The sequence below is a fragment of the Nocardiopsis sp. NPDC058631 genome (assembly GCF_042716955.1).
GTDB lineage: Bacteria > Actinomycetota > Actinomycetes > Streptosporangiales > Streptosporangiaceae > Nocardiopsis.
Genome location: NZ_JBHXQY010000021.1, coordinates 1 through 26,939, shown reverse-complemented (window position 1 = coordinate 26,939; position 26,939 = coordinate 1). Strand labels below are relative to the sequence as shown.

The 26,939-nt window shown below is 71.2% G+C and carries 22 protein-coding genes; 9 read left to right on the top strand and 13 right to left on the bottom strand.

The genetic code is table 11. The annotated features are described in order from the left end of the window. Positions 1 to 122: 122 nt before the first annotated feature. A complete protein-coding gene (locus ACFWTE_RS09940) occupies positions 123 to 599 on the bottom strand; it encodes a MarR family winged helix-turn-helix transcriptional regulator (protein ID WP_378778946.1) in 477 nt (158 codons plus the stop codon). Between the two features lie 111 nt (positions 600 to 710). Here ACFWTE_RS09940 and ACFWTE_RS09935 point away from each other — a divergent pair, with 111 nt between their 5' ends. Beyond that, entirely contained in the window at positions 711 to 1,793 is a 1,083-nt protein-coding gene (locus ACFWTE_RS09935; protein ID WP_378778945.1) for an epoxide hydrolase family protein, read from the top strand. 36 nt (positions 1,794 to 1,829) lie between these two features. Here the strand turns inward: ACFWTE_RS09935 and ACFWTE_RS09930 are convergent, their stop codons facing one another. Together ACFWTE_RS09930 and ACFWTE_RS09925 are read right to left on the bottom strand one after the other, a co-directional pair. After that, a complete protein-coding gene (locus ACFWTE_RS09930; RefSeq protein WP_378778987.1) occupies positions 1,830 to 2,621 on the bottom strand; it encodes an IclR family transcriptional regulator in 792 nt (263 codons plus the stop codon). A gap of 111 nt (positions 2,622 to 2,732) precedes the next feature. After that, complete coding sequence (locus tag ACFWTE_RS09925) at positions 2,733 to 4,355, bottom strand: long-chain-fatty-acid--CoA ligase (protein ID WP_378778944.1); 1,623 nt, start codon at positions 4,353 to 4,355, stop codon at positions 2,733 to 2,735. 215 nt (positions 4,356 to 4,570) lie between these two features. Here ACFWTE_RS09925 and ACFWTE_RS09920 point away from each other — a divergent pair, with 215 nt between their 5' ends. The 4 genes from ACFWTE_RS09920 (at position 4,571) to ACFWTE_RS09905 (ending at position 8,721) form a co-directional block, all read left to right on the top strand. After that, the gene (locus ACFWTE_RS09920) at positions 4,571 to 5,443 is read left to right on the top strand and encodes an oxaloacetate decarboxylase (RefSeq protein WP_378778943.1); all 873 of its coding nucleotides are present in this window, start codon (positions 4,571 to 4,573) and stop codon (positions 5,441 to 5,443) included. A 2-nt stretch (positions 5,444 to 5,445) separates the two neighbouring features. Then, complete coding sequence (locus tag ACFWTE_RS09915) at positions 5,446 to 6,714, top strand: aconitase family protein (RefSeq protein WP_378778942.1); 1,269 nt, start codon at positions 5,446 to 5,448, stop codon at positions 6,712 to 6,714. Beyond that, positions 6,711 to 7,244, top strand: coding sequence for a 3-isopropylmalate dehydratase (locus tag ACFWTE_RS09910; protein ID WP_378778941.1), 534 nt, complete (start codon positions 6,711 to 6,713; stop codon positions 7,242 to 7,244). Before ACFWTE_RS09915 ends, ACFWTE_RS09910 begins: the two co-directional genes overlap by 4 nt. A gap of 142 nt (positions 7,245 to 7,386) precedes the next feature. Continuing rightward, positions 7,387 to 8,721 (top strand): MFS transporter, encoded by a 1,335-nt coding sequence (locus ACFWTE_RS09905; protein ID WP_378778940.1) that lies wholly within the window; start codon positions 7,387 to 7,389, stop codon positions 8,719 to 8,721. 361 nt (positions 8,722 to 9,082) lie between these two features. Here ACFWTE_RS09905 and ACFWTE_RS09900 read toward each other — a convergent pair whose 3' ends face one another. From ACFWTE_RS09900 to ACFWTE_RS09890, 3 genes are all read right to left on the bottom strand, one after another. Next, positions 9,083 to 10,522, bottom strand: coding sequence for a hypothetical protein (locus ACFWTE_RS09900; RefSeq protein WP_378778939.1), 1,440 nt, complete (start codon positions 10,520 to 10,522; stop codon positions 9,083 to 9,085). A gap of 203 nt (positions 10,523 to 10,725) precedes the next feature. After that, entirely contained in the window at positions 10,726 to 11,235 is a 510-nt protein-coding gene (locus tag ACFWTE_RS09895) for a lamin tail domain-containing protein (RefSeq protein WP_378778938.1), read from the bottom strand. 470 nt (positions 11,236 to 11,705) lie between these two features. Next, positions 11,706 to 12,614, bottom strand: a complete 909-nt coding sequence (locus ACFWTE_RS09890; protein WP_378778937.1) for a manganese catalase family protein — start codon at positions 12,612 to 12,614, stop codon at positions 11,706 to 11,708. 231 nt (positions 12,615 to 12,845) lie between these two features. Between ACFWTE_RS09890 and ACFWTE_RS09885 the strand changes: the two genes are divergently transcribed. Further along, on the top strand, positions 12,846 to 13,868 hold the full coding sequence (locus ACFWTE_RS09885; RefSeq protein WP_378778936.1) for a zinc-dependent alcohol dehydrogenase family protein: 1,023 nt from the start codon (positions 12,846 to 12,848) through the stop codon (positions 13,866 to 13,868). A gap of 76 nt (positions 13,869 to 13,944) precedes the next feature. On the opposite strand, the gene ACFWTE_RS09880 is transcribed toward ACFWTE_RS09885, so the two are convergent. After that, on the bottom strand, positions 13,945 to 15,369 hold the full coding sequence (locus tag ACFWTE_RS09880) for a GntP family permease (protein ID WP_378778935.1): 1,425 nt from the start codon (positions 15,367 to 15,369) through the stop codon (positions 13,945 to 13,947). Continuing rightward, positions 15,362 to 17,128 carry an IlvD/Edd family dehydratase gene (locus tag ACFWTE_RS09875; protein ID WP_378778934.1) on the bottom strand — a complete coding sequence of 589 codons (1,767 nt, stop codon included), beginning with the start codon at positions 17,126 to 17,128 and terminating at the stop codon, positions 15,362 to 15,364. Before ACFWTE_RS09875 ends, ACFWTE_RS09880 begins: the two co-directional genes overlap by 8 nt. 129 nt (positions 17,129 to 17,257) lie before the next feature. On the opposite strand from ACFWTE_RS09875, the gene ACFWTE_RS09870 reads away from it, so the two are divergent. Continuing rightward, positions 17,258 to 17,932: a GntR family transcriptional regulator gene (locus tag ACFWTE_RS09870; protein WP_378778933.1), complete on the top strand. Its 675-nt coding sequence runs from the start codon at positions 17,258 to 17,260 to the stop codon at positions 17,930 to 17,932. A gap of 109 nt (positions 17,933 to 18,041) precedes the next feature. Here ACFWTE_RS09870 and ACFWTE_RS09865 read toward each other — a convergent pair whose 3' ends face one another. Then, on the bottom strand, positions 18,042 to 19,571 hold the full coding sequence (locus ACFWTE_RS09865; protein WP_378778932.1) for a hypothetical protein: 1,530 nt from the start codon (positions 19,569 to 19,571) through the stop codon (positions 18,042 to 18,044). Further along, positions 19,568 to 20,422: an ABC transporter ATP-binding protein gene (locus ACFWTE_RS09860; protein ID WP_378778931.1), complete on the bottom strand. Its 855-nt coding sequence runs from the start codon at positions 20,420 to 20,422 to the stop codon at positions 19,568 to 19,570. The genes ACFWTE_RS09865 and ACFWTE_RS09860 overlap by 4 nt, the downstream gene beginning before the upstream one ends. Positions 20,423 to 20,712: 290 nt before the next feature. On the opposite strand from ACFWTE_RS09860, the gene putP reads away from it, so the two are divergent. Continuing rightward, a complete protein-coding gene (putP, locus tag ACFWTE_RS09855) occupies positions 20,713 to 22,281 on the top strand; it encodes a sodium/proline symporter PutP (protein WP_378778986.1) in 1,569 nt (522 codons plus the stop codon). 421 nt (positions 22,282 to 22,702) lie between these two features. After that, positions 22,703 to 24,163 (top strand): alanine/glycine:cation symporter family protein, encoded by a 1,461-nt coding sequence (locus ACFWTE_RS09850; protein WP_378778985.1) that lies wholly within the window; start codon positions 22,703 to 22,705, stop codon positions 24,161 to 24,163. A 136-nt stretch (positions 24,164 to 24,299) separates the two neighbouring features. Here ACFWTE_RS09850 and ACFWTE_RS09845 read toward each other — a convergent pair whose 3' ends face one another. The 3 genes from ACFWTE_RS09845 to ACFWTE_RS09835 are packed head-to-tail and all read right to left on the bottom strand — an operon-like array spanning position 24,300 to position 26,759. Beyond that, on the bottom strand, positions 24,300 to 25,568 hold the full coding sequence (locus ACFWTE_RS09845) for a glycosyltransferase (RefSeq protein ID WP_378778930.1): 1,269 nt from the start codon (positions 25,566 to 25,568) through the stop codon (positions 24,300 to 24,302). A gap of 1 nt (position 25,569) precedes the next feature. Beyond that, positions 25,570 to 26,184, bottom strand: coding sequence for a TetR/AcrR family transcriptional regulator (locus ACFWTE_RS09840; protein ID WP_378778929.1), 615 nt, complete (start codon positions 26,182 to 26,184; stop codon positions 25,570 to 25,572). Positions 26,185 to 26,216: 32 nt separating this feature from the next. Then, a complete protein-coding gene (locus ACFWTE_RS09835; protein ID WP_378778928.1) occupies positions 26,217 to 26,759 on the bottom strand; it encodes a hypothetical protein in 543 nt (180 codons plus the stop codon). Between the last annotated feature and the right edge of the window lie 180 nt (positions 26,760 to 26,939).

The window sequence follows — 26,939 nt, the reverse complement described above, 5'->3', positions numbered from 1 at the left end:
ACGCGTCCATCGGGCCCGCAGTGGCAGAACCGGGCGTGATGAGCAGGTCACCGGTGACGGTCCTCCTGGGCCCCACCGGACTGCCACCGGCGGACCGGTGGGGCCCCTGAGCGCGTTCGCGGTCAGCGCGGCTCTTCGGGGGCGTCGGTCCGCCGGTTGTGGTGGTCCAGCAGCCTGGACAGCAGCTCGGTCAACCGCTCCCGCTCCTCGGGTGAGAGCGGAGCCAGCAGTTCCTCCTGGGTCTTCGCCAGCTGCTCCTCCAGTCGCCGCAGCTGCCGCGTGCCCGCGACGGTCAGGGAGATGATGTTGCGCCGCCGGTCGGAGGGGTCCAGGGCGCGCTCGACCAGTTCGCGATCGGCGAGCTCGTTGACCGTCGCGACCATGTCGCTGACGTGGATGCCGCTACGGCGGCCCAGCGCTGCCTGGCTGGCCGGGCCGGACTCCTCCAGTACCGCCAGCAGCCGGTAGTGGTAGCCGCGGGCGCGGACGGACGAGAAACCCTCGGCCACCAGGCGGTGCGCGTGGTTGGCGTTCTGGGTGAGCAGCCAGCTCGGCGTGCTCTCCCAGCCGGCGGTCGTCTTCTCGGACGGGTTCTCCATGCCCCGAGTCTAACAAACCGTTGGTGGCACCAACGGTTATGGTATCGTTTGGCCTCCAAACGTTTGTCGCACCAATATTTGCGTGCCGAATGAACCCCCGGAGCCAGGACCATGATCACGCCGTTGCGCATCGACATCCCCCAGTCCGACCTCGACGACCTGAACGACCGGCTCGCCCGCACCCGTTGGCCCAACGAGGTCGCCGACGCCGGCTGGGACTACGGCTTCCCGCTGGCGCGGCTCAGGGAACTGGCCGAACACTGGCGCACCGGTTACGACTGGCGCGAGCACGAGGCCGAGCTCAACGAACTCGCGCACTTCACCACCGAGATCGACGGCCAGAACATCCACTTCGTCCACGTCCGGTCGCCGAACCCGGACGCGCTCGCGCTGGTCCTCACCCACGGCTGGCCCGGTTCGTTCCTGGAGTTCCTCGACGTGGTCGAGCCGCTGTCGCGCGACTTCCACCTGGTAATCCCGTCCATCCCGGGGTACGGCTTCTCCGGACCGACCCACGAGCGCGGCTGGGACGTGGTCAGGATCGCGCGGGCCTGGGCCGAGCTGATGCGCCGCCTGGGGTACGAGCGCTACGGCGCCCAGGGCGGCGACTTCGGCTCGGGCATCTCCATGGCGCTCGGAGCAGTGGCGCCCCAGCAGGTGGTCGGGGTGCACGTCAACTACCTGCCGACCCGCCCTGACCCGGACGCCGGCATCGAACTGTCCGAGGAGGACGGGGCCCGGCTGGACAGGATCAGGCAGCTGATGGCGAACCGGCCGCCGTACCAGGCTCTGCAGGCCGCCACCCCGCAGACCATCGGCTACGCGCTGACCGACTCCCCGGTCGGCCAGCTGGCGTGGATCGCCGAGCGCTTCGCCCAGTGGACGGACCCCCGTGCGCCGATCAGCGACGATCGGATGCTCACCGACGTCTCTCTGTACTGGCTGACCGCCACCGCGGCCTCCTCGGCACGGCTGCACCGCGACGCTCCGCGGCGGGTCGAGCCGTGCCTGGTACCGGTCGGGGTGGCGGTGTTCGCGCACGACATCACGCAGTCGGTGCGGCCGCTGGCCGAGCGGCTGTACGACATCAGACACTGGTCGGAGTTCGAGCGCGGCGGCCACTTCGCCGCGATGGAGGTACCGGACCTGCTCGCCGGGGACGTCCGGGACTTCTTCCTCGCCCGTCTCGGGTGACCACCGGGCAGCCTGTCAGGTCCGGCGCCCCCGCCCTCAGGCGCTCCGGCCCTGGGCCCCCAGCTGGAGCGACAGCTCGGCCGCCGCCTCGCGGACGGCCGCGATGACGCCGACCAGGCCCGTACCCCGAAAGTGCGTGGCGGGGCCGCCCAGGCTCACCGTGGCGGCCAGTGCCCCGGAGGAGTCGAAGACGGGGGCGGCCACGGCGCCCACGTCCTGGAGGAAGTCCTCGTCGCTGACGGTGTAGCCCTCGGACGCGATCTTCTTGAGCTCCCCCCGCAGGACCTCGGCGTCGGTCAGTGTGTGCGGGGTGTACTTGCGCAGCGGCCGGGACAACCACTGCTCCCGCAGTGCGGAGGAGTAGGCCAGCATCGTCATCGGCCCCGCCGCCGTGTGGAAGGGCAGCACACTGCCGACGGTGATCTTCTTGACGGTCAGCGGCCCGGCTCCCTCGACGAGGTCGATACAGACCGCACCGTCCTCGGACGGCACCATCAGATAGGCGGTGTGGCCGAAGCGCGCGGACAGGTCGCGCAGCAGCGGCGCGGCCTCGTCACGCAGGTTGAGCTCGGCCAGCGCCACGGATCCCACCGCGAACAGCCGCATGTTGACCTTGTAGGCGCCGTCCGCGCGCTGGCTGACCCAGCCGACCTGCACCAGGGTGGCCAGGAGGCGGTGCGTGGTGGCCTTGTTCAGGCCGGTGCGCTCCGCCAGCTCACCCAGGGTGAGCGCGGGCCGTTCGTGGGTGAAGCACTCCAGGAGCCGGCAGGCACGGAGCACCGCGTTGACCGTGCCCTTGGGATCAGCGGCCGATTCACCGTCGATCATCGCCACTGAGGAGACCTCCTCGCACGCTCCGTCATCGATGACAGCGTAATGGCCGATTCACGGCACTTCCGACACCGTGCCCCGGCCCCGGGGGCGGGGCCTCCCGCCGGCTCAGCGCCCATGACCGTACTCCGCGCGCATCCGCTTCTTGTCGAACTTGCCCACGCTGGTCTTGGGCACGTCGTCCACGACCACGAACCGGTCGGGCAGCTGCCAGCGCGGGACCTGTGCCCCGAGGTAGCTCCGCAGCTCGTCCGGGTCGATGGGTTCACCGTCCACGCTCGAAAGGACGGCGACGGGCCGCTCGCCCCAGACCTCGTCGGGGACCGCGATGACGGCTGTCTCGCTCACACGCGGGTGGGCGGTCAGCCTGTTCTCCAGGTCGACCGAGGAGATCCACTCCCCTCCGGACTTGACCATGTCCTTGGCGCGGTCGACCAGGGTCACGTACCCCCGGGTGTCGACCGTGACCATGTCCCCGGTGCGCAGCCAGCGGCGCCCGTCGGCGGAGGTGGTGAAGGACGCGCTGTCGTCCTTCTCGGGGGCGTGGTAGTGGTCGACGACGAAGGGCCCGCTGATCTCCAGTTCCCCCACGGCGGCACCGTCCCGGGCGACCTCGCGCCCGTCCGCCGCCGAACGCGTCGCCAGACCGGGGAGGGGACGGCCCTGGGTGCGCCGGGCGGCCGAGCGCGCCGCCCCGTCGGAGGTGCAGGGGTCCGAGGCCACCAGTCCGACCGGGGAGCACTCGGTCATGCCCCAGGCGTGGACGGGCCGGATCCCCAGACCGGTGAGCGCGTCGAGCAGGCTCTCCGGCGCGGAGGAACCGCCGATGACGATCCGGTCCAGGGTGGACAGCGCGTCGCCGGGTACCTGCTCCTCGTTCAGCGCCCTGACGACGGAGGCCCATACGGTGGGCACGCCGGCGGCGAACGTCGCCCGGGCGTCCCGGATCAACCCGGTGAGGCCGAGCGGGTCCAGGTGGCGCCCGGGAAACGCCAGCCCGGCTCCCGCCACCAGGCCGGCGTAGGGCAGGTTCCACGCGTTCGCGTGGAACATCGGCACGACCGGCAGCACCACGTCGTGGTGGCCGATGGCGAACGCGTCGGTCCCGCACAGCGTGAGCGCGTGCAGGTAGACCGACCGGTGGCTGTAGACCACGGCCTTGGGGCGGCCGGTGGTGCCGGACGTGTAGCAGATGCCCACGGCCTCGTTCTCGTCCCGCGGACGCCACCAGCCCCGCTGCTCGGGGACCGGTCGGGTCTCCAGCCGGTGCACGGCCGCGCCGCCCTGGACGGCGGGGAGCGCGGGGGCCTCCCCCATGACGAGCACGTGCTCGACCGTGTCGGGAAGGTCGACGGCGGACCAGGACTCCCACAGGGAGCCGTCCACGAGCACCGCGCGGTCGCCGGCGTGCGCGAGCGTGTAGGCGATCTCGTCGGCACCGAGGCGGATGTTCACCGTGTGCATGACCATGCCCGCCCCGGGGATCGCGACGTAGGCGCGCATGTGGTCCAGGGTGTTCCAGGCGTAGGTCGCGACCCGGTCGCCGGGTCGGAGCCCGAGGCCGACCAGAACCTCGGCCAGCCCGCGGGCCCCCGAGAAGAGCTCGGCGTAGTCCAGACCGCTGATGCCGTCGGGCTCCCGGCCGGTGACCTCCCGGTCGGCGAAGACCGCCTCGGCCCGCTCGAAGACGTGGTGCAGCCCCAGCGGTTCGGTCTGCATCGCGGAGATCATGGCGGTTTCCCCTCTTCGTGGTGGACCGGAATGCGTTCCATTTTTCGTGGACTCGAACACCCTCGGAGCCGGAGCGCACCGCTGATGCGATGCGTTTCGGCACGTAGATCACGCCTGTGTCTGCTGGATTACAGATGGGAGTGACCCTTGACACAAGATTCTAGCGCTCCTTAGTCTCCTTTTGAAACGCGTTCCGCAATACGAAAGGAGACGCGATGGGTTCCCAACGACTGCGCGAGCTGATGGACGAGGGAGTCGTCTACGCCCCGGGGGTGTGGGACGGACTCACCGCCCGCCTCGCCGAGCAGGCCGGCTTCCCAGCCCTGTGCGCCTCGGGCTTCGCGGTCTCCGCGGCCCTCGGGTACCCCGACGCCGAGCTCTACACCATGTCGGAGAACCTTGAGGCCACCCGCCGCATCCGCGAGTCGAGCGGTCTCCCGCTGATCGCCGACATCGACACCGGGTACGGCAACGCGGTCAACGCCGCCAGGACGGGCCGCCGCTTCCGCGACGCGGGGGTCGCCGCGGTCTTCATGGAGGACCAGGAGTCGCCCAAGCGCTGTCCCCTCTGCGTCGGCGACCCGGTACCCCTGGTCCCACGGGAGGAGGGGGCCATGAAGGTGCGCGCCGTCAAGGACGCCGTCGGGGACGACGTCCTCGTCATCGCGCGCACCGACGCCCGGGGCGAGGAGGCGCTGCGCCGGGCGCAGGCCTACGCCGGGGCCGGGGCCGACATGGTCATGCCGGTCACCAGGACCTTCTCCACCGCCGCCGAGTGGGCCAGGTGCCGGGAGGTCGCGGGGGTCCCCCTCGTTGCCACGCTCACCGCCTCCACCTGGACCGAGCGCGAGTTCACCCCCCAGGTGCTCGGGGAGGTCGGGGTCGCGATCGCGCTCCTGCCCACCCAGGTGCTGTTGGCGGCGGCCGGGGCCATGCGCCAGTCCCTGGGCCGGCTGGCGGCGGGCGAGCCCCCCGCGGACGTGAGCGCCGACGCCCTGCCGCACCACGAGTTCGTCGACCTGATCGGGTTCGCCGAGGTGGAGGCCGCGCAGAAGGCCTACCTGCCCGCGGCCCGGGGAGGAGCCTGAGCATGGGCCACACCATCACCGAGAAGATCCTCGGCCGGGCGGCCCAGGGCCCCCCGGTCCGCGCGCGCGACAACCGCGCGTTCCGGCCCGACCACATGATCGCCTACGACTTCCCCGGATACACCGACGTGATGTTCCGTCAGATGCACGACGACTTCGGCATCACGGAACTGGACGACCCCGAGCGCTACCTGGTCTTCATCGACCACATGCTCACCAGGGGCGACGCCAAGGAGGAGGCGGTCCACCAGGTCACCCGGGACTGGTGCGACTTCTACGGGATCACCCTGCACGAGGCCGCGGGGATCGGCCACCAGGTCGCCGCCGAACTCGGGTACGCCCTCCCCGGCAGGTTCCTCATCCACTTCGACGGCCACGTCAGCGGGCTTGGCGCCTTCGGGGCTCTCGGCTGGGGAGTGCGGCGGGACCTCCTGGAGGCATGGGTCACCGGCCGGATCTTCCTGGACGTGCCGGAGTCGGTGCGGTTCGAGCTCACCGGCAGCTTCCCCAAGGGGGTGGACAACCGCGACCTGATCCACACCATCATCGCCCGGCTCGGCGCCGACGGCTGCGCCCACCAGGTCATGGAGTTCACCGGGCCCGGCGCGCGCTCCATGAGCATCGACCGCAGGCAGGGCCTGTGCGGAATGGCGATGTTCACCGGCGCGGTGTCGGCGATCTTCAACCCGGACGAACTCTCCCTGGACTACGCCCGCAAGGTGTCCGACACCGTCCCCGAACCGCTGTACAGCGATCCCGACGCGGTCTACACCGGCGTGCACGAGATCGACCTCTCGGAGCTGGAACCCCAGATCGTGTTGCCCGGCTCGGCCCGGGGCGGGAACACCCGGGGGGTCTCGGCCCTGAAGGGCACCCCCGTCACCAAGGCGTTCATCGGGTCCTGCGCCAGCGGGAGGCTGGAGGACATCCGCGCGGCCGCGCAGGTGCTGCGGGGCCGCAGGGTCGCCGACGGCGTGCAGCTCAACGTCGTCCCCACCTCGGCCGTGATCCACCGCCAGGCGGAGGAGGAGGGGCTGCTCGACGTCCTGCGCGACGCCGGGGCTGCCGTGGCCACGTCCAGCTGCGACTTCTGCTTCGGCTACCAGAAACCACTGCGGGCCGGGGAGAACTGCGTGTCCACGGGCGTGCTCAACATCTCCGGGCGCATGGGCGACACGGGCGCCGACATCTACATGGGATCCGCCTACACCGTCGCCGCCAGCGCCCTGACCGGGGAGATCTCCGACGTGCGGGAGGTGACGGGCCCATGAGTCCGCTGCCCCCGCCCGACACCATCGAGGGCCGCGTCGCCTGGATCTTCGGGGACGACTTCGACGTGGACCTCGTCATCGGCGTGGAGAACATCAAGCACTACGACCCCGACGTGCTGAGAAGCGTGTGCATGCGGCACTACGACCCGTCGTTCGCCGACGAGGTGCGCTCCGGCGACATCGTCGTCGGAGGCCGCAACTTCGGCTACGGGCACCCGCACTACCCGCCGCTGGTCGCGCTGCGCAACCTGGGCATAACGGCCGTCGTCGCCGAGTCCTTCTCCCCGGGCTTCTGGCGCGGGGAGACCTACAACGGCATGCCGCTGCTGACCGTTCCGGGTATCACCCGCGCCGTCCGCAGGTGGGACCGTGTCTCGGTCGACTGGCGGCGCCCCGTCGTCCGCCTCGAAGGCCAGGGCGTCGAACTGACCGGGGAACCGCTCAGTGAGCGCGTGGTCAAGGTCATCGAGGCGGGCGGGAGCCTGAACCTGCTCCTCGACGAGCACCGCCGGGCACGCACAGCCGGCTGACCGGCACGTTCGACCCACCGCACCGACGGGCGGGAGCACCACGACGGCGCCCCACCCCGCCTCCCCGGGCCCACCGGGAGGCACCATCCCCCGAGAGCTCGTGTCGGACGCCCGAGCTCCATCCTCACCAGGAGGTATCGCCTTGTCCTCTTCAGAGAGCGCCGGGAACCCCCCGGCCGTCGCCGTCCCCGGCGCACCCGTGCGCGACCGGCGCACCGCGCTGCGTGCCGCGATCGCCGGCGGGGTGGGAACCCTGATCGAGTACTACGCGTTCAGCGTCTACGGGTTCCTGGCCGTCGTCATCGCCCCGCTGTTCTTCCCCAGCTCCAACCCCGCCACGTCGATCCTGGCCACCCTGGCCGTGTTCGGGTCCGGCTACCTGATGCGGCCGCTCGGCGGGATCTTCTTCGGCCGCCTCGGCGACCGGAGCGGGCGCAAGGTCGCGCTGGTGTCCACCGTCGTCAGCATGGGCCTGTGCTGCGCCCTGATGGGCGTGCTGCCCACCTACCCGCAGGTCGGCATCATCGCCCCGATCCTGCTGGTGATCGTCCGTATGGCGGAGGGCTTCTCGGCCGGGGGCGAGATCGGCGGATCGGCCACCTACATCGCGGAGTCCTCACCGCCCGGACTGCGCGGCTTCTTCGGCGCCTTCACGCCGACCGGTTCGACCATGGGCTTCGCGGTCGCCGCGGCCGTGGCCGGAATCGTCGTCGGGCTCCTCTCCCCCGACCAGATGTCGGCCTGGGGATGGCGCCTCCCGTTCCTGCTGTGCATCCCGCTGACGCTCCTGTGCCTGTGGGCGCGGCTCAAACTGGAGGACACTCCCGACTTCAGGGAGATGGAGGCCAAGGCGGAGGTGACCCGCAGCCCCTTCGTCGACGTGCTGCGGAGCAACTCGGGTTCGGTCCTCAAGGTCATCGGTCTGGCCGTGGCCACCAACGGCACGGGGTACGTCGGGCTGACCTACATGAACGTCTACCTGATCAACGACCTGGGCCACGACTCCCAGCACGTGTACTGGCTCTCGGCCGCGGTCATCGGACTGGCCTGCCTGTGCATGCCGTTCATGGGCATGCTCACCGATCGTTTCGGACGCCTGACCGTGCTCACCACGGGGTGCGTCGGGTACGTCCTGCTGGCCTACCCCATCCTGTTGGCCATGTCCGAGGCCTCGGGACTACTGGTCGTGGGGCTGGTCTACCTGGTGTTCATGGTCCTCAACGCGGCACTGCAGGTTCCGGCGTTCCCGCTGTTCACCGAACTCTTCCCGCGGGCGGTCCGCTACACCGGTGTCTCCCTCGGCTTCAACATCGGGACCATCGTCGCCGGCGGCACGGCCCCCTACATCGCGGCCCAGCTGGTGGCGTCCACGGGCAACCCGGTCTCCCCGGCGTACTGGGTGATGGGGGTGGCGGTGGTCGGCCTGCTCACCGCGCTGACCCTGCGCTCCGCCCGCTCGAACGACCTCCCCGACTGAGGCCCTCTCCGGCCGATGCCGTTGCTTCTGCGCACTCGGCGCCGTGTGGCACACGAGAACGGGGCCCGACCGCCGTCTCGCGGACGCCCGCCGATTCGACATACTTGACAAACTGTCGGCGTCGTCAGTGCCACGGGTTCCGCCGGGGTCGCGGGACCGCTCCGGGACGGGCCCGCACCGGGGCCTGCCCCGCCGGAGGGCGGCGCCTGGTCGTCCTCGATCGGGATGCCCTCCAGCATCCCGAGGGGTCCGGCGTCGGAGGTGAGCTCGGCGGTGCCCTCCGGCGGCGCGGTCAGGTAGAGGTACCCGTACTGGGTGGACCCCGCCGCGGTGGCCGAGGGCCACATGGGCGGGACGGCGTTCATGCGCCAGTGGGGTCCTCCGGCGCCGGGACGGCCCCTTCCGCCCCGCAAGCCAGCTCCTCCCAGAGCCGCCGCCACGGCCCGACGGGGAAGTGGGAGTCCATCCTCGCCCTGTTCCGCCGCATGGCCTCGGCGAACCAGGGTTCGCCGCCCACCCGGGCACGCATGAGCCCGAGCATCTCCTCGGCGGTCCTGCTCAGGTCGCCGTCCCCGTGCAGGCGGGCGCACAGGAACGCGTCGCCGTAGATGTCGGAGAAGGCATGGAAGTCGCCGACCGCGCTGGGCAGGCCCGCGACGGTGGCGAGTGCGGGCCCCAGCCCCACGCTCTCCACGTCCGGGCGGTTGGGTGTGAACAGCACCCCTCCGCCCGTGGCGGCGCTCACCCGCAGAAGGTCGACCTCGTCGAGGCGCCAGCGCAGGCCCGTCCCCCGGTGGCTCTGCAACGGCACCCCGTCCAGGAACCGCACGTGGTCCAGCACCCCCTCCTGCGCGGCCTCGTCGAGCACCTCCTCGGTGTAGTCCGGATCCTCGCCGAGGTCGCCGAAGACCAGGAGAAGGGGTTCGGGCCGCCCCTGTTCGCGGCTCACCTGCCGCATGCGGGAGAAGAGCCGGACCGAGATCTCCACGCCCTTGACCCTGAAGACGCGGACGGGGACCAGCAGCAGGGGCCGGCCGGGCGCGGCGCCGATCTGCTCCAGGAACTCCGTGTGCCGGTCCTGCAGCCCCTCGGGGGGAGTTTCGGGCAGCACGTTGGGGACCGTGACCGGCTCCAGCGGGGTGGGGTACCCGCGGGCCTCGGCGCGCAGTGCCTCCGAGACCACCGCCCAGCGGTGCGCGGGGTGCCCGCCCGGCAGCGGGGTGAACTCGTTGGGGGCCGGGGGGTAGACCCGTTCGTCGCCCTCGTGCACGGCGTAGCTGCCGAACAGGTCGTGGTCCCAGAAGAGGACTCCGCCGGGGCGTCCGCCGCCCCAGCGCTCCTTCGCGGCGCGGTGCAGGGCCAGGGTCACCGGGACCGCGTCGGAGAGGGTCATGTTGACCGCCACCACCCAGTCCACGTCGTGCTCGTGGAGCCACTCCGAGAAGTAGGCCTCGTAGGGCCCGGCCAGGGCCTCGACGCGCCGGTGCAGGTGTGCCCTCTCCCCGGGGCCGAGGGCGTCGGTCCGGGCGACCTGCCGCCGCACGTCGAGGAGTTCCCCCGCCAGGTCCGGTCCCGCGCAGGGCCGGGCCCGGCTCACCCGGAGCCAGGGCGGGTAGCAGTCCGCTCCGGCGCCGTGGGGGAAGAAGGCGGGCTTGTCGGGGCGCCACGAGTAGCCGAGGTCGGCCGGGACGGGCTCGTGCGGGTCCGGTCGCCCGTGGAAGCGGGTCACGACGTTGCGGAAGACGGTGAGCAGGCCGCTGACGGGGAGTCCGTCTCCGCAGACCAGCGCGATCTTGACCAACGTCCCACCTTTCCCGGGGTGTCCCCCGAGACCTACCACACCGCATGTCCGCCGCGTGGCCGAAACGGTCCGATCGCCGCCGGAGCGGTATCCGGTACCGGCGGTGGTGTCGGGATTTCCGGGTGACCGGTCGGGGCGGGGGCCGGGCCCGCCCGGGGAAGGGCGGGCCCGGTGGCGCCGACACGGCGCCGGTGGGCTTCGGGTCAGCAGCGGTAGGTGGTGCCGTTGGCGGCCCTGCCCCAGTTGCAGGAGCTGATGGACCCGTTCGAGGAGTTGTTGTCCGCGCTTCCGGGCTTCTTCAGGCGCAGGTCGGGGTTGCGGCCGGTGGCGTCGTTGGGCAGCACGTGACGGGCGTAGCCGCGGTAGACCTGGTGGTTGCCGCTCGCGTCGCGGCGGTTGGTGCCGCTGCCGGTGCGCACGTAGGCCACCGCCCCCGCGGGCAGGTTGTAGGAGGGCAGGACCCGGCCGTAGGTGTTGCTGGTGATGTCGGGGACGTACCCCCTCAGGTTCACCGTCTTGGTGCTGGTGTTCTTGATGACGAAGTACTCGCCGTTCAGGTTGCTCTTGGTGTCCGTGCCCGCCGAGTTGGCGCGCACGTGGGTCACCGTCAGCGCCCCGCTGGAGGAGGCGGCCTGTGCGGGGGCCGACAGCAGGGACAGGGCGGTGACGGCTGCCGCGGCGATGGCGGTGACGCGCGAGGCGGGTCGTGGCATGGGCGCTCCAGGGGTGAGGGCTGTTGGAAGCGTCATCTTGGCAGGCCACAGAACCTGGGTGAGATGTTTTCGCAGGCTATGGCCAGGTTTGGCCAGCATGTACACCTACCCGGCCGTACGGCGTCGCTGCGCGGCACGGCGCGTCGCCGGACCCGTCCGCCGACGACAGCGACGACTCCCCCCTGCCAGCGGCCCAGGACGTGCTCCGCCCACAGGCGGTCCAGGGTCAGGCAGGCCGCGGCGCCGAACAGCACGAAGGAGAGGAGCAGTCGTTCACTGGGCGGGCCGCGGGGTTCGGGCAGGATCCTGGGTGGCCTTTCACGGGTGTGGAGCGCTCTTCGGGAGGCCGGCGGCCGTGTCGCCCGGGACCGGGCGGTGTACGCACCGCGGGGCACCTGCCCGGCCGTCCCGCAGATGTGGACACCTGTCCCGCCGACGGCGCGACGGTGTCCACACCCTCGGCAGAGATCTCACTCCAGGGCGTCCTTGACCTTGCCGGCCAGCCCCTTGCCGCTCTTGGTGGCCCGGGAGGCCCCCTTCTGCGAACCCTCACCGCCGGGGCCGGCGAAGGTCCCGTAGAGCTTGGGGTCGGGCGGGGGCGCGGAGGCCGGCCCCCCGAGCGGGTCGGGCTGGTCCAGGTAGCGCAGCTCGTGCTCGCCGTCGGGGGCGGGCCGGGAGGCCCACCGGCCCTGGGCCGCGGCCGTTCCGTCCGACAGGCCCCAGATGGTGTTGGCGTGCTCCTGGTCCTCCACGTCCATGAGGGCGTTGGGGGCGATCTCGCCCTCCAACCCGTCCTCCTGGAGCTCCGCGATGGCGGCCATCCACATGTTCTGGTGGACGGTGTCCCGGGCCAGGTTGAACTGGAGCATCTCCTTGACCCCGGGGTCGTCGGTCATGTTGTACAGCCGCGCGGTCTGCAACCTGCCCTGCGCCTCGGCCGCCACGTTGGCACGGAAGTCCGCGAGCAGGTTCCCGCTGGCGACGATGTACTTGCCGTTCCACGGGGTACCGGCGGAATCCGTGGGTACGGCCCCGCCCCCGGCGATGATGGCCTGCTGCGGGTTCATCCCGCCCACGATGGCGGCGACGGCCGGATCCTTCACCGCCTCGGCGACGGTGTCGGACGGCGCTCCCTCCAGCAGGCGCCCGACCATGGTCGCCAACATCTCCACGTGGCCGATCTCCTCGGTCGCCACATCCATGATCAGGTCTTTGTACTTGCCCTCCATGCGACAGTTCCATCCCTGGAACAGGTACTGCATGGTGACGGTCATCTCGCCGTAGGCGCCGCCGATGAGCTCCTGCAACTTCATGGCGTACAGGGCGTCGGGGGCCTCGGGCTTGGCTTCGCACTGGAGGTACTTGGTGTGTCGGAACATGCTCTGACCTGCTTCCTTCTCACCGTTCCGCTCAGGAACGCAGGACTCCAGTACCCGGGGCCACCATCCGCAGACACCCCTTGCCCGAATGATTGCGTTCGCGACATCCTCCCGGGAGGCGGAGGGGGTGTGAGGGGCCGCGTAGCTCTCCTACCAGGTAGGAAACGCCTACGGGCGGGCATGGTGGTGCTGTGGAGAAGGTTTCGAGAAGCCGAGAACCGAGGAGCACCCATGCGCGCCGTCGTCATGCACGGTCCCGGGGACGTCCGGGTCGAAGACGTCGAGGACCCCGCGATCATCGAACCGAACGATGCCCTCATCCGCGTCACCGCCACCTGTGTCTGCGGTTCCGACCTGTGGCCCTACCGCGGTCTCGAACAGCAGGACGGCCCCACCCCGATGGGCCACGAGTACATCGGCGTCGTCGAGCAGGTCGGCCCCGGTGTCCGCCACATCGAGGCGGGTGACCTCGTCGTCGGCTCCTTCGTGGCCTCCGACAACACCTGCGAGATCTGCCGGTCCGGTTTCCAGTCCCGCTGCGTCCACCAGGTCATGATGGGCTCGATCGGCACCCAGGCCGAGTACGCCCGCATCCCCCTCGCCGACGGCACCCTCGTCAAGGTGCCCGGCGAGCCGACGCCCGAGCAGTCCCGCAGCCTCCTGGCCGCCTCCGACGTTCTGGGCACCGGCTGGTTCGGCGCGGTCGCCGCGGACACCGGGCCCGGCAAGACGGTCGCGGTGGTCGGCGACGGGGCGGTCGGACTGCTCGCGGTCCTGGCCGCCGAGCGCCTCGGTGCGGAGCGGATCATCGCCATGTCCCGCCACACCGACCGGCAGGCGCTCGCCCGGCGGTTCGGCGCCACCGACATCGTCGAAGGGCGCGGCGCGGAGGGCGCCGCGAGGATCAGGGAGCTCACCGACGGATACGGCGCGCACTCCACCGTCGAGGCTGTCGGCACCCAGGAGTCCATGGCACAGGCCATCGGCGCCACCCGACCCGGCGGGCACGTCGGCTACGTGGGTGTCTCGCACGGGGTCGAACTCGACGGCCTGGAGCTGTTCTTCGCCACGGTGAACCTTCTCGGGGGGCCGGCGCCCGTGCGCCGCTTCCTGCCCGAGCTGGTCGACCTCATCATGACCGGCCGGATCGACCCCGGCGCGGTCTTCGACCTCACCCTCCCGATCGAGGATGCCGCCGAGGGCTACAGGGCGATGGACGAACGCCGCGCCACCAAGGCGCTCCTCACGCTCTGACAAACCGCCCGAGGCCCCGTCCGGCCGTCGGGGCCGGACGGGGCCTCTCCGCGGGCGGAGGAACCCGGTCGGCGGTTCAGGTGACGAACAGGGTGAGGACCAGTGCCACGGCCAGTCCCGTCAGCCCGACCAGCGTCTTCATCACGGTCCACGACCGCAGGGTGTCCCCGACCGACATCCCGAGATAGCGGTTGGCCATCCAGAAGCCCGAGTCGTTCACATGGGAGAACGCCGTTCCGCCGCACGCGATGGCGACGCAGGTCAGGGCCGCGAGCGACGGGCTCGCCCCGATCGTCTCCAAAAGGGGTGCCGTCAGCGTCGCGCCGGTGATCATGGCGACGGTGCCGGAGCCCTGCGAGATGCGGATGACCGCGGCCGCGAGGAAGCCGAAGAGCACGATCGGCATGTTGATCATCTGCATCCCGGCGGCCAGCACCTCGCCGAGGCCGGAGTCGACCAGCAGGCCGCCGAACACGCCGCCCGCACCGGTGATCAGGATGATCACGCCCGCGGGGGCCAGGGCCCTGGTCGCCATCTCCTGGAGCTCCTTACCGGAGCGCCCCTTGCGCACCCCGAAGAACCAGAGGGTGTAGAGGCAGGTGATGAGCAGCGCGATCACCGGGTGGCCGACGAACCCGAGCGCGGTGGCGGCCGGGTCGCCCTCGGGCAGCAGGAGACCACTGGTGGTTCCGCCCAGGATCAGGGCCAGCGGGAGCAGGAGGGCACCGAGGACGGACCCGAAGCTCGGCAGCGGATCGGCCGCGCCGCCGTCCGTACCGCCGGAGCCCGCGAAACCCTCTCCGGAACCGTTGCCCTCGCGCGGTTCCTCCGCCGGACCGGCCCCCGCGGTGACGCTCACGGCCTCGGCGGGGACGGGGACGAAGATGCGCTTGGCGATGAACCGGCCGAAGAGCGGTCCCGCCACCGCCATCGCCGGCAGGCCGCACACGACGCCGTAGACGATGACGAGGCCGAGGTCGGCCCCCAGGATGCCCGCGGTGGCGATCGGCCCCGGGGTGGGCGGGATGAAGGTGTGGGTGACGCTCAGCCCCGCGCACAGGGGGATGCCGTAGTACAGCAGGGACCGGCCCGTACGCCGCGCGACCGCGTAGAGCAGGGGGACGAGGATGACGATCGCGACGTCGATGAAGACGGCGATCGAGACGAGGAACCCGGCCAGGCCCAGGGCCCAGGCGAGATAGCGGTCGGAGACCCGGTCCACCAGGGTCGCGGCCAGTCGCTCGGCGGCTCCGGCCCGTTGCAGCACCTCACCGAAGATGGCGCCGAGCCCGATGATCAGGGCCACCTGGCCCAGGGCGCCGCCCATGCGGTCGACGATCTGCTCGACGAGGTCCAGCGGGGCCGTACCGGTCGCCAGGCCGAAGGTGATCGCGGCGACCAGGAGGGCGACGAAGGGCTGGAACCTGAATTTGATGATGAGCAGGAGCAGGAACACCACGGCCAGGACCGAGGCGGTCAGAACCCAGGCTGTCTCAGACATGTGTTCCTCCGCCGTCCGCCTCTGGGGCCGAGGGAGCCCCGGGGACGGCGCCCCGGTCGGTCTCCGATCTCAGGAAGTCGAAATCGCAGCCCTGCTCGGCCTGGTTGACGTGGTCCACGTACAGCTTCCGGTAGCCGCGCCCCGGCCGGGGTGCGGCGGCCCGTGGGGGCTCCTGGGAGCGTGCGGCGAGCTCGTCCTCGGACACGTCGAGGTGGATGAGGCGCTCACTGATGCTCAGCCGGATCGTGTCGCCGTCGCGGACGAGGGCGAGCGGCCCTCCGGCAGCGGACTCCGGCGAGACGTGGAGGACGATCGTTCCTGCCGCGGTCCCGGACATGCGGCCGTCGGAGACGCGGACCATGTCCTTCACGCCCTGCCGGGCCAGCTTGCGGGGGATGGGGATGTACCCCGCCTCCGGCATACCGGGGGCGCCGATCGGGCCGATGCCGCGCAGGACCAGCACGTCCTCGGGGGTCACGTCCAGGTCCTCGTCGTCGATGCGTCGCGCGAGGTCCTCGGAGTCCTCGAAGACGACCGCGCGTCCCTGGTGCTCCATGAGGCCGGGGTCGGCGGCGGCCTGCTTGATGATCGCGCCGTTGGGGGCGAGGTTGCCGCGCAGGACCGCGATTCCGCCGGCGGGGTAGACGGGGGCGGAGCGCGCGCGGATGACCTCCTGGGGGAAGGGGGCCGCGGCCCGGTCCAGCTCCTCGCCGAGGGTGCGGCCGGTGACCGTGAGCTCGTCGGTGTTGAGCAGGTCGCGCAGTTCCAGCAGGAGCCTCGGGACGCCGCCCGCGCGGTGGAGGTCCTCCATGTAGTGGTCGCCGGCCGGCTTGAGGTCGACCAGGACCGGGGTCTCCTTGCTCATGGCGTCGAACCGGTCCAGGTCCAGGGAGTAGCCGAGCCGGCCGGCCACGGCGGCCAGGTGGACCAGGCCGTTGGTGGAGCCGCCCAGGGCGAGGAGCACCCGCAGGGCGTTCTCGAACGCACCCCGGGTGAGGATCCTGTCGACGGTCAGGCCCTCATGGGCCATCTCCACCGCGCGCGTGCCGGTCATCTCGGCGAAGCGTGTGCGGTCGGCGGTGACGGCGGGAGGGGTCGCGCTGCCCGGGAGGGAGACGCCGAGGGCTTCGGCCACGCACGCCATGGTACTGGCGGTGCCCGCGACCGAGCACGTGCCCACGCTTCCCACCAGGCGCCCGTTGACCTCGGCGATCTCCTCCTCGTCGACCTCCTCGGCCCGGTAGCGGCCCCAGAAGGCGCGGCAGTCGGTGCACGCGCCGACCCGGACGCCGCGGTGTGAGCCGGTCAGCATCGACCCGGTGACGAGCTGGATGGCGGGTTTTCCGGCCGATGCCGCGCCCATGAGCTGGGCGGGTACGGTCTTGTCGCAGCCGCCGATGAGAACGACGGCGTCGACCGGGAGCGCGCGGATCATCTCCTCGGTGTCCATCGACATCAGGTTGCGCAGGAACATGCTCGTGGGCTGGGAGAACGCCTCGTGCACGGAGATGGTGGGGAACTCGACCGGCAGGCCGCCCGCGAGCATGACCCCGCGTTTCACGGCCTCGATGAGCTGGGGCATGTTGCCGTGGCACGGGTTGAACCCGCTGCCCGTGTCCACGATGCCCACGACAGTGCGGTCCAGGGCGTCGTCGGTGTACCCGCTGCCCTTGATGAACGCCTTCCGCAGGAAGAGCGCGAACCCGCTGTCCCCGTAGTTGGTGAGGTTGCCCCGGAGTCCGGGAGGTCCGTCCAGCATTATCGACCTCATTATTGATAATATGTGTGATGAACACCGCAGAGCGAACCACAGGACGTGTGCCCAGCGCAAGTACCGTTGGATCCGGACCAGCGCAAAGGCCTACGTGGCCGGGAGAGGAGCACACAGATGCCCGAGACGGCCGAGGCCGCCCCCGCTTCCCGCCTGACCGGGACGAGGCTGGCGGACCTCTTGGAGGAGGAGATCGTCATCGGTCTCCGCTTCCCCCGCGAACGCCTCGTCGAGGACGAGCTGATGGCCCGGTTCGAGGCCAAGAGGCACGCCGTGCGGCAGGCGCTCCAGATCCTGGAGGCGCGGGGCGTGGTCGAGCGGCGTCCCAACGCCGGGGCCTTCGTCCGGTCGTTCACGGCGAAGGAGGTCCGGGACCTCTACGCCCTGCGCGACCTGCTGGAGGTGTCGGCCGCCGAGCTCATCGAGTTCCCCGTCCCGCCCGCGCGCCTGGAGGAGCTGGCCGGGGCCCAGCGGCGCCACGACGCCGCGGTCGAGGCCAACGACCTGCGCGCCGTGGTGACCGCGAACACGGAGTTCCACCGCAGGCTGTTCGCGCTGTCGGACAACGAGGCGCTGACGGAGGCGATCAACCGGGCCGCCCGGGTCGCCCACGCCATCCGCTCGGTCACCGTCACCTCGCCGGAGTCGCTGCGCCTCAGCCGGCAGGAGCACCGGCGGATGCTGGACGCGCTGCGCGAGGGGGACCGCGACCTCCTGGCACGCACGTGCCGGGCCCACCTCCTGCCCTCCCGCGACGCCTACCTCAAACGGGTCGGCCTCACCGGGAACTGAGCGGTCCGGTGCGCGTCCGTCGCGCCTCGGTACGGGGACCGGGCGTCCTCCGCGTGCCCGCAGGGTCCGAGACCGCGCCCCACCGTGCCCGGCTCGCCACGGAGCCTGTTCACCCGTCGCCGATCCGGTTCAGGGTGCGCCGGACGAGTCCCGCCGACGCGACCGCGGTCACCAGGAGGCCTCCGGCCAGGAGCGCCCACGTTCCGAGGGGACCGGAAGCGTACTCGGGGATCGCCAGGGCCGACCAGGAGGGCGGGAGCGGCAGCAGGAGGAGGTTCCAGGGGCCGGGCAGGACCCAGGCCGCCACCGGCACCAGGACCATGACGGCGCCGATGCCCTTGACCACCACCATCGCCTCCACCTTGTTCGCGGCCAGAGCGGTCATCCCCACCAGCAGCAGCGGCGCCTGGAGTCCGGCGAGGACCAGGGCGACGACCATGCCCGCCGACCACCCTCCGGCCATGAGCCCGCTCACGGGCAGCGCGACGGCCAGTCCCCCGAGGGAGAGGACGGCGACCAGGGCCGCCCGGTAGGCGAGGTAGGCGGACAGCGGTAGCGGGGAGACCCGGAGGACGAGGAGGACGTTCTCGTCCGCGTCCTCGATCGCGCGCAGGCCGCCCACGACCCCGAACATCATCGGCACGTGCAGGAGGACCAGCGCCGCCAGGACGGCCGGGGCGTGCGGCACGAGGTCGAACCCGTGGGAGTCGCGGAGGAAACCCGCGGCCGGCGGAAAGACGAGGCGGATGACCAGGGCCAGCAGCACCGGCGCGCAGAACATGAGCAGCAACAGCGGATCGCGCCCGGTACCGAAGAGGTCGACGCGGGCGAAGCGCACCACGGCCGGAAGCGCGCCGCGGCCGACGGCGGGGGCGTGGACGGAGGGGCCGCGGCCACCCGTGCCGGTCCGCGGGGGCGGGGCCGGGTCGGCCCCGCGGTCGACGGCACGGCGCGCCGCGACCATCCCCGACACCACCCACAAAAGCGCGTAGGCCGTGCCCGCGCCCAGGGTGGCGGGACCGGACCCCACCGACGCGGGGTCGGTCCCCAGCCGGATGAGATCGGCGCCCACGGTGGTCGGGACCACGTACGTCAACGGGTGTTCGACGATCCCGGAGATGTGCACCAGGGGCACGAGGACCAGCGGTGCGACGGCGAGGGGGACGACCAGAAGGAAACCGGACAGGTCCCTCGTGCGCGCCCCGATCGCCAGGCACAGCGTGAGCAGCAGGAGCGCGGTGAGCGCGACCCCCGCGAGGGCGGGGGCCAGCGCCCCCAGGACGTCGGCGGGCCGGTCCCGCACCGAGACCACGATCAGGGGCACGGCCATGAGAAGGGACAGTGCGGTGAGCACGGTGAGCTTGGCCGTGATCGCCTCGGCGCTGCGCAGGGGGGACACCGCCAGTGCCTGGCGGGTGCCCTCGATACGTTCGAACAGCATCAGGGCGGCAGCGAAGAGCGCGCCGAAGGCGGCCGTGTCGAGGAACAGCAGGTAGGGCGCCACGGCCCCGGCCGCCCCCGCGGGCACGAGGAACAGGACGACGGTCCACACGGCGCCGAGCGCGGCGGCGACGGGCACGATGCCGTAGCGCAACTCCACCCGGGCCTCCAGGAGGGTCGCCGCGAGCAGCCGGTTCACAGCGTCTCCCTGGTGACGGCGGCGAAGACGTCGTCCAGGGACGCCTCTCGGGTGTGCAGGGTCTCGACCTCGCCCGCCCTGAGCAGCTCCAGGAGCTCGGTGTCGTCCGCGAGGGACTCCACGGACAGTTCCCTGGGGCCCTGTCCCCTGATCTCGGCCACGAGCCCGGGGCTGCCGTGGCGGAGCCTGAACCCGCGGGGGGTGTCCACGGCCGCGATCCTGCCCCGCACGACGAAGGCGACCCGGTCGCAGAGCAGGTCGGCGGTGGCCATGTCGTGGGTGGTGAGGAAGACCGTGCAGCCGCCCTCCGCGGCCTCGCGGATCACGTCGCGCAGCCGGGCGGAGCGCACCGGGTCCTGGCCGGAGGTGGGCTCGTCCAGGAAGAGGAGTTCGGGGCGGTTGACGAGCGCCCGCGCCAGGTTCAGGCGCATCCTCATGCCCTTGGACAGGTCCGTGACCCTCCGGTTCGCGGCGTCCGCCAGGTCCACCCGCTCCAGCAGGGCGTCCGGATCCTCCACCGGGCCCCGGTAGAGGGACGCGAAGGCGGACAGGTTCTCCCGGGCGGTCAGCTTGCCGAACCCCGCGGGGAGCTCGAACCCCACTCCGACGCGTTCGAAGTACTCCGCTCCCCAGTCGCGCAGGGGCCTGCCAAGGACGCCCACCTCACCCTCGTAGCGGCGCAGGAGACGGGTGAGTACCCGCTGGGTGGTGGACTTCCCGGCTCCGCTGGGGCCGAGGAAGCCGAACACCTCCCCCCGGGTGACGGAGAAGCTCATCCCCTCGACCGCCGGCCTGTCGGCGCCCCGGTAGCGCACGTGGAGGTTCTCGACGGTGACGACCTGTTCGGCCATGGGGGTCCTCGGAGTTGTCGGTGGGATCGACGGGGTCACACGGGAGGTCTGTGGTTCTGCCGCAGGCCCCGCCCCTGTCCGATCAGACAAAGGGGGAGGTGCCCGCATGTTCGTGCGGACAAGCCGAGCAGGGCGGGGACTCGGCCAGGTCTCAAAGCAGTGTGGTTCCGCGCACAGCCGTTGTGACCCGGTGAACGAAGGGTAATGATCGCGAGCAATGTCCGTAAACAGCGCGCGAGTACACCAGTTGCGCGCGCAAGGGAAAGGAGGGGCCGGTCTTGAGCGAATCGATGCTCTGGTCGATCGGAACCTTCGGCGTCTACCTCGCCGGTATGGTCGCCATCGGTCTGTGGGCCTACAGGCGCACGGTCTCACAGTCCGACTTCGTACTCGGGGGTCGACAGCTCAACAGCTGGGTGGCCGCCCTGAGTGCCAACGCCAGCGACTTCAGCGGGTGGCTGCTGCTCGGTCTGCCGGGGGCCATCTACGTCTCCGGGCTGGGCGAGGCGTGGATCGCCGTCGGCCTGGCCTGTGGTTTCGCGGGAAGCTGGATTCTCCTGGCGCCCCGCCTGCGGGTGTACACCGAGCGGGTCACCGATGCCCGCGCGGGCGGCGACTCCGACTCGCTGACCCTCTCCTCGTTCCTGGAGAACCGCTTCAACGACCCCACCCGCCTTCTGCGCGGGGTCTCGGCGATCCTCATCATCGTCTTCTACTTCTTCTACGTCGCGTCCGGGCTGGTCGCCATGGCGGCCCTGTTCGACCAGGTCTTCGGCCTGTCCCCGGCTCCCGCCATCGCCATCGGCGTCAGCATCGTGGTGCTCTACACCGTCCTCGGCGGCTTCCTCGCGGTCTCCTACACCGACGTCGTGCAGGCCGTGATGATGTGGCTGGCGCTGCTGGTCGTGCCGGTCCTGGCCGTCACGGCGCTCGGCGGCCTCAGCGGCCTCAGCGAGGGCGTGTCCGACAAGAGCACCGGCCTCCTCTCCGCCTTCGGCGGCGTCTCCCTGGACGCCGACCTCGGCCAGTGGGCGAGCACCGAGACCCTCGGCTGGGTCGTCATCCTCTCCGGGCTGGCCTGGGGCATCGGCTACTTCGGCCAGCCCCACATCCTCTCCCGCTACATGGGCATCCGCTCGGTGAAGGACATCCCGAAGGCCGCCACCATCAGCGTGGCCTGGGCGGTCAGCGCCATGGTCATGGCCGTGGCGATCGGCTTCATCGGCATCGCCTACTTCGAGTCCCCGCTCGACAACCCCGAACAGGTCTTCCCGCTCCTCATCGAGGCGTTGAGCCACCCGCTGGTCGCCGGACTGCTGCTCGCCGCCATCCTCGCCGCCGTCATGAGCACCGCCGACTCCCAGCTCCTGGTCGCGGCCTCCGCACTCACCGAGGACGGTTACAGGGCCTTCGTGGATCGGGACGCCAAGCCGAAGACCCTGCTGTGGATCAGCCGCGCCACCGTCGTGGTCGTCGCCCTGGCTGCCGCCTCGATCGCCCTGTGGGGCAACCAGTCGGTGATGGACCTGGTCGGCTACGCCTGGGCGGGGTTCGGTGCGGGATTCGGCCCGATCCTCGTCCTGGCCGTGTTCTGGAAGAGGATGACCTGGGCCGGGGCGCTCGCGGGCATGCTCGCGGGCGGCACCACCGCGATCCTGTGGGACATCGTCGACACCGCCTACCTCGGCATCGGCCTGTACGCCATGGTGCCGGCCGTCATCCTCAGCCTCGTCGCGATCTTCGTGTTCAACGGGCTGGCCAAGGTCACCCCGCAGATGGAGGAGGACTTCGACCGTGTCGAGGCCGAGCTCCGCGCGGCGAAGGCCGGCCCCAAGTCCGAGGAGACCGTCACAACCTGACAGGAGCGGTCGCCCGGGCCCGCTTCGTCCGCGAGGCGGGTCCGGGCAGGAACGCCCACGGCGAAGCGGGCGATTCCGATGAGGGTGCGTCCTGTGCCGAAAGCCGTCCGAAGCATCCCGAACACGGCCACCCTGGACACAGGGGTGTCCCCAAGGCCACGATGAGTGGCGCCCGGAACACCTGGCGTGCCGGGAAGCCCGGTCGGCTCCGTCGCCCTCCTGCCATCACCGGGGAACCCCGCGGATATTCGCGGTGTCCCCGCCGGTGGCCGGTCGGCGACGGAGCCGCCGCGCGTGCGGGAAACGCCTCCCGCGTGCGACCCCTCTCCGGGTACGCGGTGCCGACCGGCCTCCGGGAACGTGCCGGATCCGCGTGCCCCCTCACCCCGACCACCACCGAAGAATCGAGAAGACCGCGCTCATGCAGCAACTGGCCGACGCCATCGGCGCCTTCAACGACGACCTGTTCTGGCCGCTCGTCATCCTCGCGCTGGCCCTTTCCAGCCTCTACTTCAGTGTCCGGCTCGGCCTGGTGCAGTTCCGGCTGATTCCGGACATGTTCCGCGCCCTGGGCGGGTCCGCCTCCCCCGCAGGCGCGGACGGTTCGAGATCGATCTCCTCCTTCCAGGCCTTCTGCGTCTCCGCGGCGGCGCGCGTGGGCACGGGCAACGTCGCGGGTGTGGCCACCGCCATCTCCGTCGGCGGCCCCGGCGCCGTGGTGTGGATGTGGATCATGGCGCTCCTGGTGGGAGCCGCGAGCTTCGTGGAGTCCACCCTCGCCCAGCTCTACAAGGTCCCCTACCGCGACGGCTACCGCGGCGGCCCGGCGTACTACATGCTCCACGGGCTCGGGCGCCGCTGGATGGGCGTCGTCTTCGCGATCACCATCACGGTGACCTTCGGCTTCGTCTTCAACGCCGTGCAGTCCAACACCATCTCCACCACGCTCGTCGGCTCGGCCGCCGAGTTCGGCGCCGACACCGACGGCATGACCTGGCTCCCCGCCGTGATCGGCCTCGGCCTGGTGGTCCTCACCGGCGCCGTCATCTTCGGTGGGATCCAGCGCATCGCGCGGGTGGCCCAGGCCCTGGTGCCGTTGATGGCCCTGCTCTACCTCATCCTCGGCGTGGCCGTGGTCGCCCTGAACATCGACAAGGTGCCCGGCGTCCTCGCCCTGATCTTCAGCCACGCCTTCGGTCTCCGTGAGATCGCGGCGGCGGGCCTGGGAACCGCGATCATCCAGGGTGTCCGTCGCGGCATGTTCTCCAACGAGGCCGGCCTGGGCTCGGCGCCCAACGCCGGTGCCACCGCGTCGGTGAGCCATCCGGTCAAGCAGGGGCTCGTGCAGACCTTCGGGGTCTACTTCGACACCGTCATCGTCTGCTCCATCACCGCGTTCATCATCCTGGTCTCCAACCCCACCTACGGGGAGGACCTCGGTGCGACCATGACCCAGGACGCCCTGGGGGCGAGTCTGGGCGGCTGGGCGGTGCACGCGCTCACGGTGATCATCTTCCTGCTCGCGTTCACCTCCGTCCTGGGCAACTACTACTACGGCGAGTCCAACATCGGTTTCCTGAACTCCAGCGAACGGCTGCTGACCGCCTACAAGTGGGTCTTCCTGGTGGCGACGTTCCTCGGCTCCATCGGCTCCATCCAGCTGGTGTGGACGCTGGCGGACACCACCATGGGCTTCATGGCCCTGGTCAACCTGGCCGCGATCGTCCCGCTCGCCGGCATCGCCGGCAAACTCCTCAAGGACTACACCGACCAGCGCCGCCAGGGGCTGGACCCGGTCTTCACCTCCGACAGGGTTCCCGGGCTGCGCAACGTGCAGTGCTGGGCCCCGGAGCCCGTCCCCAGCAAGACCTCGGACGCCTGATCCCCTCCTGGTCCCGGGGCGGATCCCGCCCCGGGACCACGGCGCCGTCCGCTGTCGGCCGGGACCCGGGGCCGCCACCCTCCTGTCCGGTGGCGCTCGGTCCCACCGGCGAGTGGCAGAGGTGGGGGCCGCCCGCTCACCGGACGGCCTCCTCCAGGATCTGGGTCGCGGTTCCCACGCCGTCCTCGGTGCGAACCCGCCGGCCCAGTTCCGCGGCACGTGCGGCGATGCCCGGGTCGGTGAGGGCGTCGGTCAGCGCCTGCGCCAGTGCGTGCTCGGTCAGACGGCGACCGTTCAGGGGAGCGGGGGCTGCCCCCGCCCTGTGGGCGCGCTCCGCCCAGAACGGCTGGTCCCCCCAGAAGGGGCACACGACCTGTGGCCGCCCCGCGGCCGCCGCGGCTCCCGTGGTCCCGGCCCCGGCGTGGTGGACGATCACCGAGCAGCGGGGGAAGAGCCGTTCGTGCGGCGCCCTGTCGATGACCAGCACGTCGTCCCCGAGATCGGTGGCGTCGATCCCGCCGTGACCGGCGGCGACGATCGCACGCGTACCCACACGGCGCACGGCCGCGGTGACCACGCGGCCGGTGGTCGCGGGGTCGGCTGTGGGGAGGCTGCTGAAGCCGACGAAGACGGGGGGCTCCCCCGCCGACAGGAACTCCTCCAGTTCGGCCGGGGGCTCCCATCCCAGGTCCGCCGGGGTGGCCCAGAAGCCGGTGGTGCGCACCCATGCCGGGTACCGGGCGTCTGCGGGCATCACGTGTCTGCTGAAGGCGTGGAGCACGGTGGCGTGCGCGCCGTCCGGCCGTAGCAGCGGGTCGTGCCGGCCGGGGCGGGGGGCCAACCCCAGGTCCAGGCGCAGTTCCTCGGCCACGCGGCGCTGCCCCCGCAGGGCCAGGGCGGCCAGCCTGTAGGTGAGCGGGTTGAGCGCTCCGGGGGCGCGTTCGGGCCAGGGGACCCCGGGAGCGGGGAAGGCACGGGTGGGGACCCAGGAGGGTTGCAGGGCCACCGGAACCGCCGGGACCCCCAGGTGTTCGGCGATGTGGCCGCCCGGCATCCCGGGGATGTGCACGACGACGTCGGCGCCCGGGTCGACCGCGGCCGCCATGTCCGCGTACACCTGTCGCAGGCGCGGGGTGATCTCGCGGAGCAGGGCCGCGGTGTGGGCGGCGCCGCGCAGACCGCGCAGCCCCGTCTCCATCACCCCTTTCATGCCGGGGTCGTCCATGAGGGCGTTGGGGCCGTCGTCCACGGGGCGGTAGGGCACCCCGTACCCGGAGGCGAGCGGAGCGTACGACTGCGGTCCGACGACCGTCGCGGTGTGTCCGGCGGCGCCGAGGGCCAGGGCCAGGGCCAGGAACGGTTGGACGTCCCCCCGGGTGCCGTGGGTGAGCAGCAGGGCGTGCACGTCATTCCCTTCGAGCGGTCAGACCGCGGGCGATGATGTCGATGAGCAGGTCGAGCGTCTGCTGGTAGGAGCCGGGTGCCGCCAACCGGTCGGCGTTCATGGGCAGCAGCATGACGGCCTGGAGGACTCCGACGACGGCGGCGGGAGGGGCCGGGGCCAGCTGCCCGTCCTCCAGTCCGGCGGTGACGAACGCGTTCAGCGCGTGCACGGGGTTGTCGGGGAACCCGTCCAGCCGTGCGGGGTCGGCCTTGCGCAGGACGGCGTCCATCTCCTCGGGGTGGGTCATGAGCCGCCGGTACAGGGGGTCGGTGTCCAGGACGCCCAGAGTGGCGCGCAGGAAGCGGCGCAGCGCCTCCTCGGTGTCGTCGGTCGAGGTCAGGGCCTCGTCGATGACGCGGCGCCTCACGTCGGCCATCCGGCGCAGCATCAGCTCCAGGTAGAGGGCCTCCTTGGAGTCGAAGAACACGTAGAAGCTGCTCTTGGCGATGCCGGCGGGGGCGACCAGTTCCTCCAGGGAGGTCTTGCGCAGACCCCGTGTGGTGAACAGGGCCTCCCCCGACCCCAGCAGCAGGTCGGTGATGCGTGCCTTCTCCTGCGGTGAGAACGCCGGTGGCATGTCCGTCCCCTTCTCGACGTCGGTGCCCGCGGTCACCGTGTGGCTGTTCGCGTGGGTCGCTCGCCGCGCCGGGCCCCGGTCAGGGAGAGCGGCAGTCCTCGGCGGCGGGCCACGAGGACGACGACGGCGGTCATGACCACCATGCCCGATCCCAGCGGCAGCAGTGTGGCCAGTCCGTCCGACCCGGAGTTGGCGACGGTCCAGGCGATCTTGGCGAGCAGTCCGCCGTTGATGACGAGCAGGCCCCACCCGAGGGAGCGGTACCAGAAGGCCGCGCACAGGCCGCCGATCAGGAGGAGGATCAGGGCCAGGCTGGTCCAGGTGACCCAGGTGGGGTCGGTGAACAGCCGTTCCTCCATCGCCAGGACCCCTGCCATGGCCGGGTCGGTCTCCTCGGGTTCGGGGAACCAGAAGAAGCTCGACAGCATGGCGGCGATGGTCAGGAACAGGGCCGGCGGGCGGCGGGTCCAGCAGAAGTACGCGATGGGGAGGAAGAACAGGGGGCGGATGTACCAGCTCAGGGGGTTGAGGTGGCGCGGCCAGGCCCAGGCGGCGAAGTCGGCGATCAGGTCCACGGGGGAGGCTCCTTCGAAAGTATGAGTACATAAAAACACTTTGTTCTTTTGTTTTCAAGGGGTCTCACACCACTCCCCTCTGCTGCGTGTTCGTGTGGTGGGGCCCACGCAGACCAGTCTCATATAAACAACTACCACCCCACGAAAAAGAATTTGATCTCGGAAGAGGGCGTATGGTTG

Excerpts from the sequence above, each read along its gene's own strand:
- ACFWTE_RS09940 (WP_378778946.1), bottom strand. The coding sequence starts at position 599 with ATGGAGAACCCGTCCGAGAAGACGACCGCCGGCTGGGAGAGCACGCCG.
- ACFWTE_RS09880 (WP_378778935.1), bottom strand. The coding sequence starts at position 15,369 with ATGTCTGAGACAGCCTGGGTTCTGACCGCCTCGGTCCTGGCCGTGGTG.
- putP (WP_378778986.1), top strand. The coding sequence starts at position 20,713 with ATGCTCTGGTCGATCGGAACCTTCGGCGTCTACCTCGCCGGTATGGTC.
- ACFWTE_RS09870 (WP_378778933.1), top strand. The coding sequence starts at position 17,258 with ATGCCCGAGACGGCCGAGGCCGCCCCCGCTTCCCGCCTGACCGGGACG.
- ACFWTE_RS09920 (WP_378778943.1), top strand. The coding sequence starts at position 4,571 with ATGGGTTCCCAACGACTGCGCGAGCTGATGGACGAGGGAGTCGTCTAC.
- ACFWTE_RS09860 (WP_378778931.1), bottom strand. The coding sequence starts at position 20,422 with ATGGCCGAACAGGTCGTCACCGTCGAGAACCTCCACGTGCGCTACCGG.
- ACFWTE_RS09885 (WP_378778936.1), top strand. The coding sequence starts at position 12,846 with ATGCGCGCCGTCGTCATGCACGGTCCCGGGGACGTCCGGGTCGAAGAC.
- ACFWTE_RS09915 (WP_378778942.1), top strand. The coding sequence starts at position 5,446 with ATGGGCCACACCATCACCGAGAAGATCCTCGGCCGGGCGGCCCAGGGC.
- ACFWTE_RS09910 (WP_378778941.1), top strand. The coding sequence starts at position 6,711 with ATGAGTCCGCTGCCCCCGCCCGACACCATCGAGGGCCGCGTCGCCTGG.
- ACFWTE_RS09930 (WP_378778987.1), bottom strand. The coding sequence starts at position 2,621 with ATGATCGACGGTGAATCGGCCGCTGATCCCAAGGGCACGGTCAACGCG.
- ACFWTE_RS09935 (WP_378778945.1), top strand. The coding sequence starts at position 711 with ATGATCACGCCGTTGCGCATCGACATCCCCCAGTCCGACCTCGACGAC.
- ACFWTE_RS09925 (WP_378778944.1), bottom strand. The coding sequence starts at position 4,355 with ATGATCTCCGCGATGCAGACCGAACCGCTGGGGCTGCACCACGTCTTC.
- ACFWTE_RS09875 (WP_378778934.1), bottom strand. The coding sequence starts at position 17,128 with ATGCTGGACGGACCTCCCGGACTCCGGGGCAACCTCACCAACTACGGG.
- ACFWTE_RS09890 (WP_378778937.1), bottom strand. The coding sequence starts at position 12,614 with ATGTTCCGACACACCAAGTACCTCCAGTGCGAAGCCAAGCCCGAGGCC.
- ACFWTE_RS09850 (WP_378778985.1), top strand. The coding sequence starts at position 22,703 with ATGCAGCAACTGGCCGACGCCATCGGCGCCTTCAACGACGACCTGTTC.
- ACFWTE_RS09895 (WP_378778938.1), bottom strand. The coding sequence starts at position 11,235 with ATGCCACGACCCGCCTCGCGCGTCACCGCCATCGCCGCGGCAGCCGTC.
- ACFWTE_RS09840 (WP_378778929.1), bottom strand. The coding sequence starts at position 26,184 with ATGCCACCGGCGTTCTCACCGCAGGAGAAGGCACGCATCACCGACCTG.